Source organism: Cupriavidus sp. 05L411 (assembly GCF_056398045.1).
Genome location: NZ_JBFTOQ010000015.1, coordinates 113,763 through 128,266 on the forward strand (window position 1 = coordinate 113,763; position 14,504 = coordinate 128,266).

Below are 14,504 nucleotides of genomic sequence, written 5' to 3' on the forward strand. Positions count from 1 at the left end.
CCTCGCGCTATGCTCTGTGTGGATGCGCGGCCACCCGGCCGTGCCCGGAATACGGAGCACGCATGTGGAATCTCAGCGCCCCATGGTGGGAATTCGTCCTGCGCGGACTGATCGTCTACGGCAGCCTGCTGGTGCTGCTGCGGCTGTCCGGCAAGCGCCAGATCGGGCAGCTCACCTCGCTCGACCTGGTGCTGCTGCTGGTGCTGTCCAACGCCGTGCAGAACTCCATGAACGCCGGGGACAACTCCGTCACGGCCGGGTTGATCCTGGCGGTGACGCTGGTCGGCGCCAACCTTGTACTGGCGTGGCTGAGCTGGCGCAGCCGGCGCTTCGAGAACGTCGTCGAGGGGCGCCCGCAGGTATTGATCCACGACGGCATGGTCTTCGGTGACGTGATGAAGCGCGCTTTCGTGACCCGCGACGACCTGCGCAAGGCACTGCGCCATGCGGGGTGCGAGCGCGTTGCCGATGTGCATTTCGCGATCCTCGAGAACGACGGCACCATCAGCGTGCTGGTAAAGAAAGACGCGCCACCCACGCCGCCCAATGCGGCGGGTTCGCTGTGGCGCGCCCCCATCAATCAGGACACGGACGCGCCGGTCTGATCCCGGCGCGAGCCAACCCCAGGAGCCTACCGTGGCTGTCAGCGTCTTCGACCTGTTCAAAGTGGGCATCGGCCCATCAAGCTCGCACACCGTTGGTCCGATGCGCGCCGCGCTGATGTTCGCCCAGGGCCTGGCGCGCGACGGCCTGTTGCCGCAGGTGGCCAGCGTGCGCGTGGAGCTGTACGGCTCGCTCGGCGCCACCGGCCGCGGCCACGGCACCGACAAGGGCGTGATCCTCGGCTTGCTGGGCGAAGCGCCCGACACCATCGACCCGGACACCATCGACTTGCGGCTGGCCGCGCTGCGCGCCAGCCGCACGCTCTCGCTGCTGGGCACGCATCCCGTGCCCTTCGTGGAGAAGGAGCACATCGTCTTCTACCGCCGCGAGGCCATGGCCGAGCATCCCAACGGCATGAAGTTCCACGCCTTCAACGCTGGCGGCGAGCGCATCCGCGAAGGGCGCTACCTGTCGGTGGGCGGCGGCTTCATCATCACGGCCGGCGCGGCCAATACGCATATCCTGGAGGCTGACCAGCAGTTGCCGCATCCGTTTCGCAGCGGGCGCGCGATGCTGGAGATGGCAGCCGCCAGCAAGAAGAGCATTGCGCGGCTGATGATGGAAAACGAATGCGTGTGGCGCAGCGAGGCCGAGGTCAACGCCGGCCTGCTGCAGATCTGGGCCGTGATGCAAGCCTGCGTGGCACGCGGCTGCCGCACCGACGGCGAGCTGCCCGGGCCGTTCAAGGTCAAGCGCCGCGCCCACGACCTGTTCCGCAACCTCACCGAGCACGCCGAGCGCGCGCTGGCCGATCCGCTTTCGGTGATCGACTGGGTCAACCTGTATGCGATCGCCGTCAACGAGGAAAACGCCGCCGGCGGCCGCGTGGTCACCGCGCCCACCAACGGCGCCGCCGGCATCATCCCGGCCGTGCTGCATTACTACGACCGCTTCGTGCCCGGCGCCAACCCGCAAGGCGTGATCGACTTCCTGCTGACAGCCGGCGCCATCGGCATGCTCTACAAGCTCAATGCCTCGATCTCCGGCGCCGAAGTCGGCTGCCAGGGCGAGGTCGGCGTGGCCTGCTCGATGGCCGCCGGCGCCCTGGCCGCCGTGATGGGCGGCACGCCGGAGCAGGTGGAGAACGCGGCCGAGATCGGCATGGAGCACAACCTCGGGCTGACCTGCGACCCGGTCGGCGGGCTGGTGCAGATTCCCTGCATCGAGCGCAACGCCATGGCCTCGGTGAAGGCCGTGAACGCCGCGCGCATGGCGTTGCGCGGCGACGGCATGCACTATGTGTCGCTCGACTCCGTGATCAAGACCATGCGCGAGACCGGCGCCGACATGAAGACCAAGTACAAGGAAACGGCGCGTGGCGGCTTGGCGGTGAATATCGTGGAGTGCTGAGGCCGGCCCGCCAGCGCAAGCGAATGCGCGCTTTCTGCTACGCTTGCCGGGCATTCATCCCAATCCAATCCGATCCAACTGGAGTCCGGCATGGTCAAGATCAGCTTTCTCTATCCGCACAGCAAGGGCGGCAAGTTCGACATGGATTACTACCTGCAGCGCCACATGCCGCGCGCCGTCGCGCTGTTTGGCGCGCACCCAGGCTATCGCGGCGTGGCGGTGGAACGCGGTCTGGGCGCTGGCGCGCCGGGTTCCGATCCGGCCTTCACGGTGATGTGCCATTTCCTGTTCGAGTCCGTGCCTGACTTCGTGGCCGCCGCCAAGGCAGCCGGCAACGAGCTGCAGCTCGATATCCCCAATTACACCGATGCGGTTCCCGTGATGCAGATCAGCGAAGTGCTGATGATCGGCTGATAGCGCCCGCTGGCGGCGCTATCATGTAGCGTTTCCCCACAAGCGGGCATGGCCATGCAGACCTTCCATCAGCTGTTTGACGAAACCTCGTCCACCTACACCTATTTGCTGATCGATGCCGCCACGCGCCAGGCGCTGCTGATCGATCCGGTGGACCACCAGCTGGAACGCGACATGGCGCTGCTGCAGGCCTGCGGCGCCACGCTGGCGTGGGTGGTCGAGACCCATGCCCATGCGGACCACATCACCTCGGCCGGCCATGTTGCACTGCAAACCGGCGCACGTACCGCAGCCCCCTCGGGCTGCGACATCCAACCCGCGCAAAAGCAGCTGATCGACGCAGACACGCTGCAGTTCGGCACGCAGACGCTGCGCGCCATCCATACGCCGGGGCACACCGCCGGCAGCATGAGCTACCTGTGGGAAGAGCCCACGCCCGCCGGCCCGGTGCGCCGCGTCTTCACCGGCGACGCGCTGCTGATCGACGGTTGCGGCCGCACCGACTTCCAGTCCGGCGACGCCGGCACGCTCTACGACAGCCTCACGCAGAAACTCTTCGCCCTGCCCGACGACACCGTGGTCTACCCCGCCCACGACTACAAGGGCCGCACCGCGTCCACCATCGGCTTCGAGCGCGCCAACAACAGCCGCGTGGCCGGGCGCACGCGTACCCAGTTCATCGAGATGATGGGGCAGCTGAACCTGCCCAAGCCGAAGCTGATCGATGTGGCGGTCCCCGCCAACCAGCGGCTCGGGCTGCGGGACGGCGAAAGCGTGCCGCACGGGGCGTGACGCACGCGTGCGAGAAGCGACAGGCAATCGGTAACTGGTCACCGGCAACCGGTATCCGACCTCGGCAGGCAATTTAATGGAGAGAGAAGACATGGCCCAGTACACCGCAGAGATCCTCTGGCAACGTGGCGAGCAGGATTTCCTCGGCAATCGCTATAGCCGCAAGCACCTGCTGCGCTTCGACGGTGGCGTGGAAGTACCCGGATCCTCATCGCCCCATGTCGTGCCCCTGCCCATGTCGGACGCCGCCGCCGTGGATCCCGAAGAAGCCTTCGTTGCCTCGCTCTCCAGTTGCCACATGCTGTGGTTCCTGTCCATCGCCGCCAAGCACAAGTTCTGCGTGGACCGCTACTTCGATGCCGCGGTCGGCACCATGGCGAAGAACGCGGAAGGCCGGATGGCCATGACGGTGGTCACGCTCAGGCCAGAGGCCACTTTCTGCGGCGAGCGCCAGCCGACCCGGGAGGAACTGGCGCACCTGCATCACACGGCGCACGAGGCCTGCTTCATTGCCAACTCGGTGAAGTCGGAGCTGCGCTGCGAGCCGGTGTACGTGGGCGCGCAGGCGTAGTCAGCCAGCCCAGCTGTCGCAGGTCTGCCGCACCGTTTCGCGCAGGCTGCGCGTGGTGCTTTCGATCTGGCGCACGCGCTCCGCATCGCCGTTGCGGCTTTGCGCCAGCGCGCGAATGTTGGCCAGCGCATCTAGCGAGCCCAGCGCTTCGGCATGCGGCACCAGCGCGTCGCAGATCGAGATGATGTGGTCGGCGATCGGCATCCGGGTCAGCTCATTGGGGTGCACGTACTCGCCTTCCAGCCCGAAACGGCAAGCCTGGAATCGGTTGAAGGTGTAGACCAGGTAATCGTCTTCCTGCGGCATGAAGGGGCGCGACAGCAGCAGGTAGCGCGCGAGCGCCTGGATGTAGGCGGCGATATCGCAGGCGCGCCCGACGGTCAGCGGCGTGTCCATCACGCGGACTTCGATGGTGCCGAACTCCGGCTTGGGACGGATATCCCAGTAGAAGTCCTTCATGCTCTCGATCACGCCCGTGTTGCGCATCTTGTTGAAGTACGCGGTGAAGGCGTCCCAGGTGAGCAGATGCGGCGCGCGCCCGCTCATGGGGAAGGCGGCGACGGAATTCAGCCGTGCCGAGGCGAAGCCGGTGTCCACGCCTTGCACATAAGGAGAGGAGGCGGCCAGCGCGATGAAATGCGGCACGTAGCGGCCGATGGCGTGGAGCAGGAACAGCGATTCGTCGGCGCTCGGGCAGCCGATGTGCACGTGCTGGCCGAACACCGTGAATTGCTTGGCCAAATAGCCATAGAGCTCGGAAATGTACTGGTAGCGCGGCGAATCCGAGATGGTGCGGTCGGCCCATTGCTGGAACGGGTGCGTGCCGCCGCCGCAGATGCCGAGGTTGAGCGAGCGCGAGGCGTCGACCATCAGGTCGCGCATGGTGCCCAGCTCGTCCAGCGCCTGTGCATAACTTTTGCAGATGCCGGTGCTGATCTCGATCATCGAGGGGCTGATCTCGGGCTTGATGTCGCCGGCGTGTTGCGCGCCTTTCAGCGCACGCAGCAAATCCGGCGCGAACGGCGCGAGGTCGTAGTCATGCCGGTTGACGAGCTGCAGTTCCAGTTCCACGCCAAACGTCAGCGCCTCGGAATGCTTGAACGGTTCGAGTGACATCAGCGCCCTCCTCCATTGCTTCTGACCTCGCCCGCATAGCGAAGTGCCCAGCCCGCCAGCGTAGGCCCAAGCAACTGCTCGACCGCCAGCGTGCACAGGATGATGGCTGCCAGTGGCTCGCCCGTGGCGGGATACAGCAGCGCGATATCGCTCATCAGCAAGTACGCGAGCCCCGACATGGGTGCCAGCGCAAGCCCGAGGGCCACGCACTGCTTCATGCTCAGGCCCGAGAACGAACCCAGCGAGACGACGCCCACCAGCTTGGCAATGTGACGCAGCAGTACCAATACACAGGCGGCGCCACCACCGATGGCCCAGTCGTGCGCCGTCAGCGGCAGGCCGAGCGAGACCACCATCACGATGATCAGCAAGCTGCCCGCGCTGCCGAAGTGCGCCGGCCATACGCGCGGCTGGCTGTCCTGGTGCTTGAACACCACACCGGCCAGCATCAGCGTGAGCGGCATCGACAGCTTGAGCACACGCGTGAGCGCCAGCGTGAACAGCACCAGCCCCACCAGCACCAGGAAGCTGTAGTGATCGTCCGTTTCCATGCGCGCGTAGATCGCGTGGCCGAGCTTGCCAACGCCCCAGGCCAGCAGGCAGGAACCCACCAGCAGATAGAGCGGATGCAGCAGCGCCGCCCCCAGGTTGCCGTATTCGGAATGCAGCCAGCCGGTGGCGACCTGGACGATGGCGGCGGCGTAGATGCTGTTCAGCGCGGCCATGGCGAGCAGCCGCTCGGTCACCTGCCCTTCGGCGCGCAGCTCGTTCTTGAGCTGCAGCACGATGGTGGGCGAGGTGCTGACGGCAATGCCGCCGGCCAGGATGGCAACCGCCGGGCTCACGCCGATCCATTGCAGCACGGCGGCGACCAGGCCCCAGGTCAGCAGGCTTTCAAAGGCGCTGGTGAAGAGCAGCCAGCGATTGGCCCGCAGCCAGGTGAGCGAGAGCCGGTGCCCGAGCTCGAACAAGGCGAGCGCCAGCGCCATGTCGATCAGGATGCGGGTCTGCGCGATCATGTCCTCGTCCACGATGCCGCGGCCGAGCATGCCAGCCGCGAGGCCCGTGGCGGCGTAACCGACGATACGGGGCAGCCGCAGGTACATGCGGCACACCTCGCCCGCCAGGCCGGCGCCCACCAGCGCCAGCCCGACCCAGAAAAGCCCGCCCGGTGCCAGGGGCAGGCTTGGAAACAATTGGCTCAGTCCATTCATGGGCTATATGGTAACGGAGCCACATGACATTCCATGTCGGAGTTTGTCCGACAGAGGCACGGAATTTGCTGTCAACGTGACGCGTTCACACGTAAAAAAACGCCATCTTACAGGGATGGCGTTTTTTTATCGTGACTGGACCGGTGATGCCGCTGGCCCCCGCTGGCTACACGCCCCAGAACTTCCATCCCGGACGCGTCGCCCGCAGGCCGGTTTCCATGCGGGCATAGAGTGAGCGCGTCTTGCCCTGCGCGGCGCCGCTCACGCGGGCCTTGTCGAAGTAGCCCAGCGCGGTCTCCCGCTGCTCCAGGCCCAGCGCGGCCTCGACGGCGCCGAGGTAGGCCTCGCCATCCCAGCCGTTGCGCGCGGCAAAGGCGGCCTCGAAGTCCGTCAGCGCTTCGGCGTATTGCTTCTCGCCGTTGCGGATCAGCGCGCGCTGCAGGCGCGGGAAGGCCTGGTCCGCCGGATCGCCGGCGGTCAGCGCGATAGCTTGCTCGAACAGCGGCAGCGCGCGCTCCGGCGTACCCAGGCCACGCCAGATCATGCCGAACTGGTTGCACAGCCACGCATCCTCGATGAGCAGCGCGCGGCGCTGCAGGGCCTCGATCTCGGCCTGCGCGTCGGTGCGGTCGTGCTGGTCCATGCTGTCCATGGCATTGCGCAGCAGCCCCGCGAAGTGCGCGCGGGCGTGCGCCAGCGCGTGTGCGGTCTGGCTGCGTTCCTCCACCGGCAAGGCGTCGGCGCGCGCATCCATATGCGCCAGCGCATCACGGGCCGCCGACGTCACTTCCGTGCCACCGATGGCCTTCCAGGTGCTCATCAGCCGGCTGAAGATCCAGCCCACGTTGGCGGGATCGCGCTCCAGCGGATAGCGGTTGAGCACGTCACCCGCGACTTCCACGGCTTTGCCGTGCTGGCCGGCGGCCTCCAGGCATTCGAGCAGGTCGATCCAGTGCTCGATGAATTCGCTGACCGCGATGCCCTTCTCGTGCAGCGCGATGCGCTCCGCGCGGTTGCCCTCGCCTTCCAGCCGGGTGGCCAGGTTGTGGCACAGCAACGAGTAGATATGGGGATCGGCGTCATCGTAGCCGCCCTCGCCGGTGGCGAAGTAGGCTTCGAAGCGCGCCAGGCCCAGGCGATAGGCCTTGATCAGGTGCGGCATCAGCGCCGCCTCGGCGGCCGGCACCGCGTCCATGAACTCAGCCAGCGCCACGCCCGCGTTGTAGTAACCGGTCGCATCCGTCGCGCCCTCGACAAAGGCAAAGCGCAGCCAAGGCTCGGCCTCGCCGGACTGGTGGCGCCATTCGAGCTCGCGCACCTGCGCCTTGGGGTCCGGCGCCTTGCGCTGGTAGGTGGCGAAATCGTCCCAGGCACCATCGAGCTCGCCCGCGCGGTAGCGCAGCGGCGCGCGGATGCGGCGGGCATGCGGGTGGTCCGGCTGGCTGGCCAGCACGATGGCGGCCTGCTCGGCGGCCAGCGCATCGCCCGCGGCTTCGTCGAGCTCCAGCAGGTCGGGGTTGTCCAGGCCGATCCGCGCCAGGCACAGGCGCAGCATCGGCTCAGCCTCGTCGCCGGCGGCATTCACGTGGGCCAGCGCCTGGCCCAGGATGTCTTCGGCGCCAAGATCCGGCGCGCGATAAAGCAGGTCATACCAATAAGCGCCGGCCGCGGCGAAATTGCCCAGCCGGTAATGCACCAGCCCGGCATGCAGGCGGGCGCTCCACTCGCCGGAAGACAAGCCATTGCGCAGCGCGGCCTCTTCCAGCCAGGGCAGCGCCTCCTGCAAGCGCTCCATCCCCATCAGAAGCATGCCGTAGCGGTGCGCGATCACGCCGCGCGAGGACCAGCGGTGCGCCGGGTGCAGCGGCAGCCCGGGCAGCTTGGCCAGCGCCGCATCGAGCACGGCAAAGGCGGCCTGCGCGTCGCCGCGGTCAAAATGCAGGCGTGCCCGCAGGCAGTCGAAATCCACCACTTGAGGCTGCGCCTGCGAAAGCTGGTCGAGAATGACCAGCGCTTCATCGTAGCGCTCTGCGTTGGCTAGCTCGATGGCGTGGTCGTAGCTGACTTCCTGCACGGACACGGACTGCTCCTTCGGGGTGGATGTGCGAGTGCGGGATTATGCGCCATCGTGGCCCCGTCCTGCTCGTGAAAACAGGGGGAGAAATCTGCCGCTAGCGCAGCACTAGACTTCGGCTGGGTCCCCATGTATGCCAGAAACGACAGCGCCACGCTGCAGGCTTGAGAATATCGAAACAGGGCCTAAAATAGGTCTGAATTTAGACCTATCTGGAGCATGTGATGGAAAACATACACAGCCTGCTGACCGTCAGCATCTCGGAATTCAAGCAAAACCCCAGCAAGGTTGTCGAGGAGGCCCATGGCCAGCCTGTGGCTGTTCTGAACCATAACCGGCCCGCGTTCTACACCGTATCTCCGGAATTCATGGCCAAGATGGCCGAGCTGTACGATGAGCGCCAGCTTGAGAGCCTGGTGCAGACGCGACTCAAATCAGTGAGCCGCGCGGTCAAAGTCAACATTGACGACCTGTAAATGCCCCACGAACTACGGTTCGTCCCGGAGGCGCTCGAGAATTGGGCGAAGCTCGATGGTTCGGTCAAAGCCCTTTTCAAGAGCGCACTGAAGCGGCGCCTGGCGACGCCGAGGGTCCCAGGCGCGGAACTCCGGCCACCGCTCATTGATTGCTACAAGATCAAGCTGCGCGGCGTCGGATACCGGCTGGTCTACCTGGTCCGCGACGATGAAAATCCGCCCGATATCGTTGTTCTGGCGGCCGGCCGCCGCGATGGCGGCATCTACGAGGATGCGGCGGCGGCGTGGGAGGGTGGGCAGGACCTCGGCGCCAACGAAGACTGAGGGCAGGTCTCGTCGGCATTTACCTGCCCCTGCGGGTCAAGATAGATCTTGCCGCAGAAAAACGCCCCAGCCGCTGGCTGAGGCGTTTTCCACTCCCCTCGCGGGGCGCCACCAACGCTTTAACCCGACGGGTAGGGCCGCAGGGTGGCGTTGTCGTTCCAGAGCAGAATAGCTTACTTGCCGCCAACCGTCTCCAGCACGGTCCACTTGCCGCCAACCACCTTGTAGACAGTGATGCCGCCGTCCTTCAGGTCGCCGCGCGCGTCGTAGGCCAGGGTCTTGGTGGTCACGCCTTGCATGTTGGTGGCGGCCAGCACCGGCAGGTAGCGCGCCGGATCGGCCGAGCCCGCCTTGATCATGGCGGTCATCAAGGCGGTGGCGCCGTCATAGGCGTACGGCGAGTACGTCTGTACCTTGCCGCCGAAGCGCTTCTCGTACTTCCTCTCGTAGGCGGTGCCACCGGGCATCTGCTCCAGCGGCAGGCCGGCCAGCGATACGACCGTGCCCTCGGCGGCAGGACCGGCCAGCTTGAGGAAGTTGTCGGTCTTCGACATTTCGCCCGACACCACCGGCGACTTCATGCCGAGTTCCTTGACCTGCTTGGCCATCGGCGCGGATTGCGTCTCGGCGCCGCCAAAGAAGATCACGTCCGGGTTGCTGCGCTTGATGTTGGTCAGCACGGCCTTGAAGTCCACCGCCTTGTCGTTGGTGAACTCGCGGCGCACGATCTTGCCGCCAGCGGCCTTGGCGGCCTTCTCGAACTCGTCGGCCAGGCCTTGGCCGTAGGCCGTGCGGTCGTCGACGATGGCGATGTTCTTGGCGCCCAGTTTCTTCACCACGAAGGCACCGATCACCGAGCCCTGCTGGGTGTCGGAGGTCATCATGCGGAAGGTGGTCTTGAAGCCCTGGCGGGTGTACTCAGGCGCCGTTGCCATGGCGATCTGGGGAATGCCAGCGCGGTTGTAGACCATCGACGCCGGGATGCTGGTGCCCGAGTTGAAGTGGCCCAGCATGCCCTGGATGCCGTTGTCGACCAGCTTTTGCGCGACCACCGAGCCGGTCTTGGGGTCGGCCGCGTCGTCTTCAGAGAGCAGTACGAACTTGACGTCCTTGCCGCCGATCTTGGGCTTGGTCGCGTTCATTTCCTCGATGGCGAGGACAACGCCGTTCTGCATGTCCTTGCCGTATTGCGCCTGGCCGCCGGTCATCGGCGCGGCAAAGCCCAGCTTGATTTCCTGCGCCTGGGCGAAGGCGGCCGAGGTGGCGCACAGGCCAGCAACGGACAGGGCGACGGTGAGGGCCGTCTTGTGGAAAGTCGAGTTCATCTGTTCTCCTTGGTAGCTATTCTCTATAGCCTTTGCTGCGTTTTTGGACGCGTCCGGGTGTGGCGCGAAACGCTCCCCGATTTTCAAATACGCGAGGTTTGCGGGATCACCGCTGCCTCGCGTCGCTTCGATCGACGCCCGGCGGTTAGCCGATCGTCATCAAACTCGCATTGCCGCCCGCTGCCGCCGTATTGACGGACAGCGAACGCTCGATCAACAAACGCTCGATGGCGATATTCGGTTCACCCTGTGCCAGGCCTTGCACCGAAATGATCGGGCCGGGGCGCGTGGCCAGCTGTTCGCACACAGCGCGCAGCTGGTCCGAGTCGCCATGGTGAAGAACCGCGTCGAAGCTGGTATCGCTGGCCGACCAGTCGGCCACCAGGCTGACGCGCGATTGTACTGCCTTGGGCAGGCGCGCAAACAGGGCCCGGGCCATGGGGCTTTCAACCCACACGGCCTGGCTGCCGGCCGCCAGTACCGCCGCCAGCTGCGCGGCCAGGTCGGTCTCCTGCTGGGCCAGGCACAGCACGGCGGCGCGCGGCAGCAGCGTGTAGGTGTTGCGCTCGCCGGTGGGACCGGGCAGCGTGACCGACAGGCCGGCCGCTGAGGCCGCGGCAAAGCGCTCGCACGCCGCCGCCAGCCCGGGCAGCGCCGCGCTCTCGCGCTGCGCCCATTCCTTGAGCGTACCCAGTGCCTCGGTCAGCGTGCGGCGCACCGGGCCGGTCTCGTCGGCGCCGCCGAGGGTGTCGGAAGCGCGCACCACGCGGGCCACGGCGTCCTGCGGGCAGACTGACAACAGGCGGTGCAGGTACAGCGGGCCGCCCGCCTTGGGGCCGGTGCCGGACAGGCCTTCGCCGCCGAAGGGCTGCACGCCCACCACCGCGCCCACGATATTGCGGTTGACGTAGAGGTTGCCCACTTCCGCCCGTTCGACGATGTGCTCGATGGTTTCGTCGATGCGGGTGTGAATGCCCATGGTCAGGCCATAGCCGGTGCCGTTGATCTGCGCAAGCAGCGTGTCGAGGCCGGCTCGCGGGTAGCGCACCACATGCAGCACCGGGCCAAAGACTTCGCGCTGCAGCTCTTCGATGCTGTCGAGCTCGATCAGCGTTGGCGACACAAACGTGCCATTGCGGCAGGCCGCGCTGGCCGCGCCGTTCGGGTCGGCCTGGTGGACGCGGCGGCCCTTGGCGCGCATGGCGTCGATATGGCGCACGATGTTGCCGCGCGCCTCTTCGTCGATGACGGGGCCGACGTCGGTGGACAAACGGTCCGGGTTGCCCATGGTGAGCTCATCCATGGCGCCCTTGAGCATTTCCAGCACGCGGTCGGCCACTTCTTCCTGCAGGCACAGCACGCGCAGCGCGGAACAGCGCTGGCCGGCCGAGTCGAAGGCGGAGTTGACCACATCGCCAACCACCTGCTCGGCCAGCGCGGAGGAGTCCACGATCATCGCGTTCTGGCCGCCGGTCTCGGCGATCAGCGGCACCGGGCGGCCAGCCGCGTCCAGCCGGCCGGCCACGCTGCGTTGCAGCAGGCGCGCCACTTCCGTGGAGCCGGTGAACATCACGCCCTTGACGCGAGCGTCGCCTACCAACGCGGCGCCCACGGTTTCGCCGCGGCCCGGCAACAACTGCACGGCGCCAGCCGGCACGCCTGCCTCGCGCAGCAAGCGCACGGCCTGGGCGGCAATCAGCGGGGTCTGCTCGGCGGGCTTGGCCAGCACGGTGTTGCCGGCAGCCAGCGCGGCCGCGACCTGGCCGGTGAAGATGGCCAGCGGGAAATTCCACGGGCTGATGCAGACCACCGGCCCGAGCGGGCGGTGGGTATCGCTGGAGAAGGTCTCACGCACTTGCGCGGCGTAATAGCGCAGGAAGTCCACGGCCTCGCGCACTTCGGCGATGGCATTGGAGAAGGTCTTGCCGGCCTCGCGCACGATGATGCCCATCAGGGACTGCATCTGCGCTTCCATCAGTTCCGCGGCGCGCTCCAGCGCGGCGGCACGCACATCGGCCGGGGTCGCCTGCCAGATCGGCGCGGCGTTCACTGCGGCCTGCAGCGCGGCTTCCACCTCGGCCATGCTGGCTTCGGTGACATGGCCGACCACGTCGCGCAGGTCGGACGGGTTGCGCACGGGTGCCGGCTGATTGGCGTGCTCGCCGGCGGCGGTTTCCGTGCCCAGCAGCGGCACGGCGCTGACCGCCTCGCTCGTGCCGGCCAGTAGCGCGGACGACAGCGAGGCCAGGCGATGCTCGTTGGAGAGGTCGATGCCGGCAGAATTGGCGCGCGACTCGCCATACAGCGTGCGTGGCTGCGGAATGCGCGGATGCGGCAGGCCAAGCGCGCCCTCATCGGCGTGCATCTGCTCGACCACGGCCACCGGGTCGGCCACCAGTTCGTCCAGCGAGATGGTGTCGTCGGCGATGCGGTTCACGAAGGACGTGTTGGCGCCGTTTTCCAGCAGGCGGCGCACCAGGTAGGCCAGCAGCGTCTCATGCGTGCCGACCGGCGCGTAGATCCGGCACGGGCGGTTGAACTTGCCATCAGCCAGCGGGCCGACCACCTGGTCGTACAGCGGCTCGCCCATGCCGTGCAGGCACTGGAACTCGTACTGGCCAGGGTAGTAGTTGTGGCCGGCGATCTGATAGATGGCCGCCAGCGTGTGGGCGTTGTGGGTAGCGAACTGCGGGTAGATCACGTCCGGCACCGACAGCAGCTTGCGCGCGCAGGCCACGTAGGACACGTCGGTATAGACCTTGCGCGTGTAGACCGGATAGCCCTCCAGCCCGTCCACCTGGGCGCGCTTGATCTCGCTGTCCCAGTACGCGCCCTTGACCAGGCGGATCATCAGGCGGTGGCGGCTGCGGCGGGCCAGGTCGATCAGGTAGTCGATCACGAACGGGCAGCGCTTCTGGTAGCCCTGCACCACGAAGCCGATGCCGTTCCAGCCGGCCAGCTCGGGCTCGAAGCACAGGCGCTCCAGCAGGTCGAGCGAGATTTCCAGGCGGTCGGCTTCCTCGGCGTCGATATTGATGCCAATGTCGTACTGGCGGGCCAGCAAGGTCAGCGACTTGAGGCGGCCGTACAGCTCGCTGATGACGCGCTCATGCTGCGCGCGGCTATAGCGCGGATGCAGCGCCGAGAGCTTGATCGAGATGCCGGGGCCTTCATAGATGCCGCGCCCGCGCGAAGCCTGGCCGATGGCGTTGATGGCCTGCTCGTAGGAGGCCAGGTAGCGTTGCGCGTCGGCCTCGGTCATGGCCGCTTCGCCCAGCATGTCGTAGGAGTAGCGGAAGCCCTCGGCCTCGTACTTGCGCGCGTTGGCCAGCGCCTCGGAAATGGTCTCGCCGGTGACGAACTGCTCGCCCATCAGGCGCATCGCCATGTCCACGCCCTTGCGGATCAGCGGCTCGCCGCCCTTGCCGATGATGCGGGTCAGCGCCTTGGACAGGCCGGCTTCGGTATGCGTGGCCACCAGCTTGCCCGTGAACAACAGGCCCCAGGTGGCGGCATTGACGAACACCGACGGGCTCTGTCCCAGGTGCGACTGCCAGTTGGCGCCGCTGATCTTGTCGCGGATAAGCGCGTCGCGGGTAGCCTTGTCGGGAATGCGCAGCAGCGCCTCGGCCAGGCACATCAGCGCCACGCCTTCCTGCGAGGACAACGAGAACTCCTGGATCAGGCCCTGCACCAGCCCTTCGCGGCCGGTGCCGACCTTGCGCTCGCGCAACCGCGTGGCCAGGGTCCGGGCCATGGCGAGAGCGGCTTCGGCCTGCTGATGTGGCAGGCGAGCCTGCTCAAGCAGCACCGGCACGCACTCGGACTCCGGGCGGCGATAGCCTGCGGTGATGGCCGCACGCAGCACCGATTGCGGCTGCACGCTCTGCGCAAACTCGAGGAAAGGCTGTATCGCGCCGTCACCAGCCGCGCCGTCAAAGGCGTCGGCACCGTCCGCCGCACCCTCGCTCCCCGTACCGGCGGCGCTGGTTTCATGCGGGATGTGGCCCCGTTCGACCTGCTCCAGATACGTGAAGATCGCCTGCTTGATCAGCCAGTGCGGCGTGCGGTCGATCGACTGCGCAACGCGCTTGAGGCGCTCGCGGGAGGCGTCGTCGAGTTTGACGCCGAGGGTGGTGGTGGCCATGCGCTTGATTCTCCGTAAGACGCGGACACCGGCTTCCT

At 66.8% G+C, this 14,504-nt stretch carries 12 protein-coding genes; 7 read left to right on the plus strand and 5 right to left on the minus strand.

Translation table 11 applies throughout. The features are described 5' to 3' along the window. The first annotated feature begins 62 nt into the window (after positions 1 to 62). From AC1DQR_RS19485 to AC1DQR_RS19505, 5 genes are all read left to right on the plus strand, one after another. Complete coding sequence (locus AC1DQR_RS19485) at positions 63 to 605, plus strand: DUF421 domain-containing protein (protein WP_150987485.1); 543 nt, start codon at positions 63 to 65, stop codon at positions 603 to 605. A 31-nt stretch (positions 606 to 636) separates the two neighbouring features. Then, complete coding sequence (locus tag AC1DQR_RS19490; protein WP_174426848.1) at positions 637 to 2,013, plus strand: L-serine ammonia-lyase; 1,377 nt, start codon at positions 637 to 639, stop codon at positions 2,011 to 2,013. Between the two features lie 90 nt (positions 2,014 to 2,103). Further along, positions 2,104 to 2,427, plus strand: a complete 324-nt coding sequence (locus tag AC1DQR_RS19495; RefSeq protein WP_477133577.1) for an EthD family reductase — start codon at positions 2,104 to 2,106, stop codon at positions 2,425 to 2,427. Positions 2,428 to 2,481: 54 nt separating this feature from the next. Next, entirely contained in the window at positions 2,482 to 3,219 is a 738-nt protein-coding gene (locus AC1DQR_RS19500; protein WP_043352461.1) for an MBL fold metallo-hydrolase, read from the plus strand. A gap of 91 nt (positions 3,220 to 3,310) precedes the next feature. Next, entirely contained in the window at positions 3,311 to 3,790 is a 480-nt protein-coding gene (locus AC1DQR_RS19505) for an OsmC family protein (RefSeq protein ID WP_416049957.1), read from the plus strand. Here the strand turns inward: AC1DQR_RS19505 and AC1DQR_RS19510 are convergent, their stop codons facing one another. From AC1DQR_RS19510 to AC1DQR_RS19520, 3 genes are all read right to left on the minus strand, one after another. Beyond that, positions 3,791 to 4,906, minus strand: coding sequence for a YbdK family carboxylate-amine ligase (locus tag AC1DQR_RS19510; protein ID WP_174426844.1), 1,116 nt, complete (start codon positions 4,904 to 4,906; stop codon positions 3,791 to 3,793). After that, positions 4,906 to 6,120, minus strand: a complete 1,215-nt coding sequence (locus AC1DQR_RS19515) for a cation:proton antiporter (RefSeq protein ID WP_477133578.1) — start codon at positions 6,118 to 6,120, stop codon at positions 4,906 to 4,908. The genes AC1DQR_RS19510 and AC1DQR_RS19515 overlap by 1 nt, the downstream gene beginning before the upstream one ends. Positions 6,121 to 6,286: 166 nt before the next feature. After that, positions 6,287 to 8,200 (minus strand): tetratricopeptide repeat protein, encoded by a 1,914-nt coding sequence (locus AC1DQR_RS19520; RefSeq protein WP_416049959.1) that lies wholly within the window; start codon positions 8,198 to 8,200, stop codon positions 6,287 to 6,289. 218 nt (positions 8,201 to 8,418) lie between these two features. On the opposite strand from AC1DQR_RS19520, the gene AC1DQR_RS19525 reads away from it, so the two are divergent. Further along, positions 8,419 to 8,670, plus strand: coding sequence for a type II toxin-antitoxin system Phd/YefM family antitoxin (locus AC1DQR_RS19525; RefSeq protein WP_174426841.1), 252 nt, complete (start codon positions 8,419 to 8,421; stop codon positions 8,668 to 8,670). Next, positions 8,671 to 8,994: a type II toxin-antitoxin system RelE family toxin gene (locus tag AC1DQR_RS19530; protein ID WP_174426840.1), complete on the plus strand. Its 324-nt coding sequence runs from the start codon at positions 8,671 to 8,673 to the stop codon at positions 8,992 to 8,994. It abuts the gene before it with no gap. Between the two features lie 173 nt (positions 8,995 to 9,167). Here the strand turns inward: AC1DQR_RS19530 and AC1DQR_RS19535 are convergent, their stop codons facing one another. Next, positions 9,168 to 10,319: a branched-chain amino acid ABC transporter substrate-binding protein gene (locus tag AC1DQR_RS19535; protein ID WP_416049960.1), complete on the minus strand. Its 1,152-nt coding sequence runs from the start codon at positions 10,317 to 10,319 to the stop codon at positions 9,168 to 9,170. Positions 10,320 to 10,464: 145 nt separating this feature from the next. Continuing rightward, positions 10,465 to 14,466: a trifunctional transcriptional regulator/proline dehydrogenase/L-glutamate gamma-semialdehyde dehydrogenase gene (gene putA / locus AC1DQR_RS19540; RefSeq protein ID WP_416049961.1), complete on the minus strand. Its 4,002-nt coding sequence runs from the start codon at positions 14,464 to 14,466 to the stop codon at positions 10,465 to 10,467. Between the last annotated feature and the right edge of the window lie 38 nt (positions 14,467 to 14,504).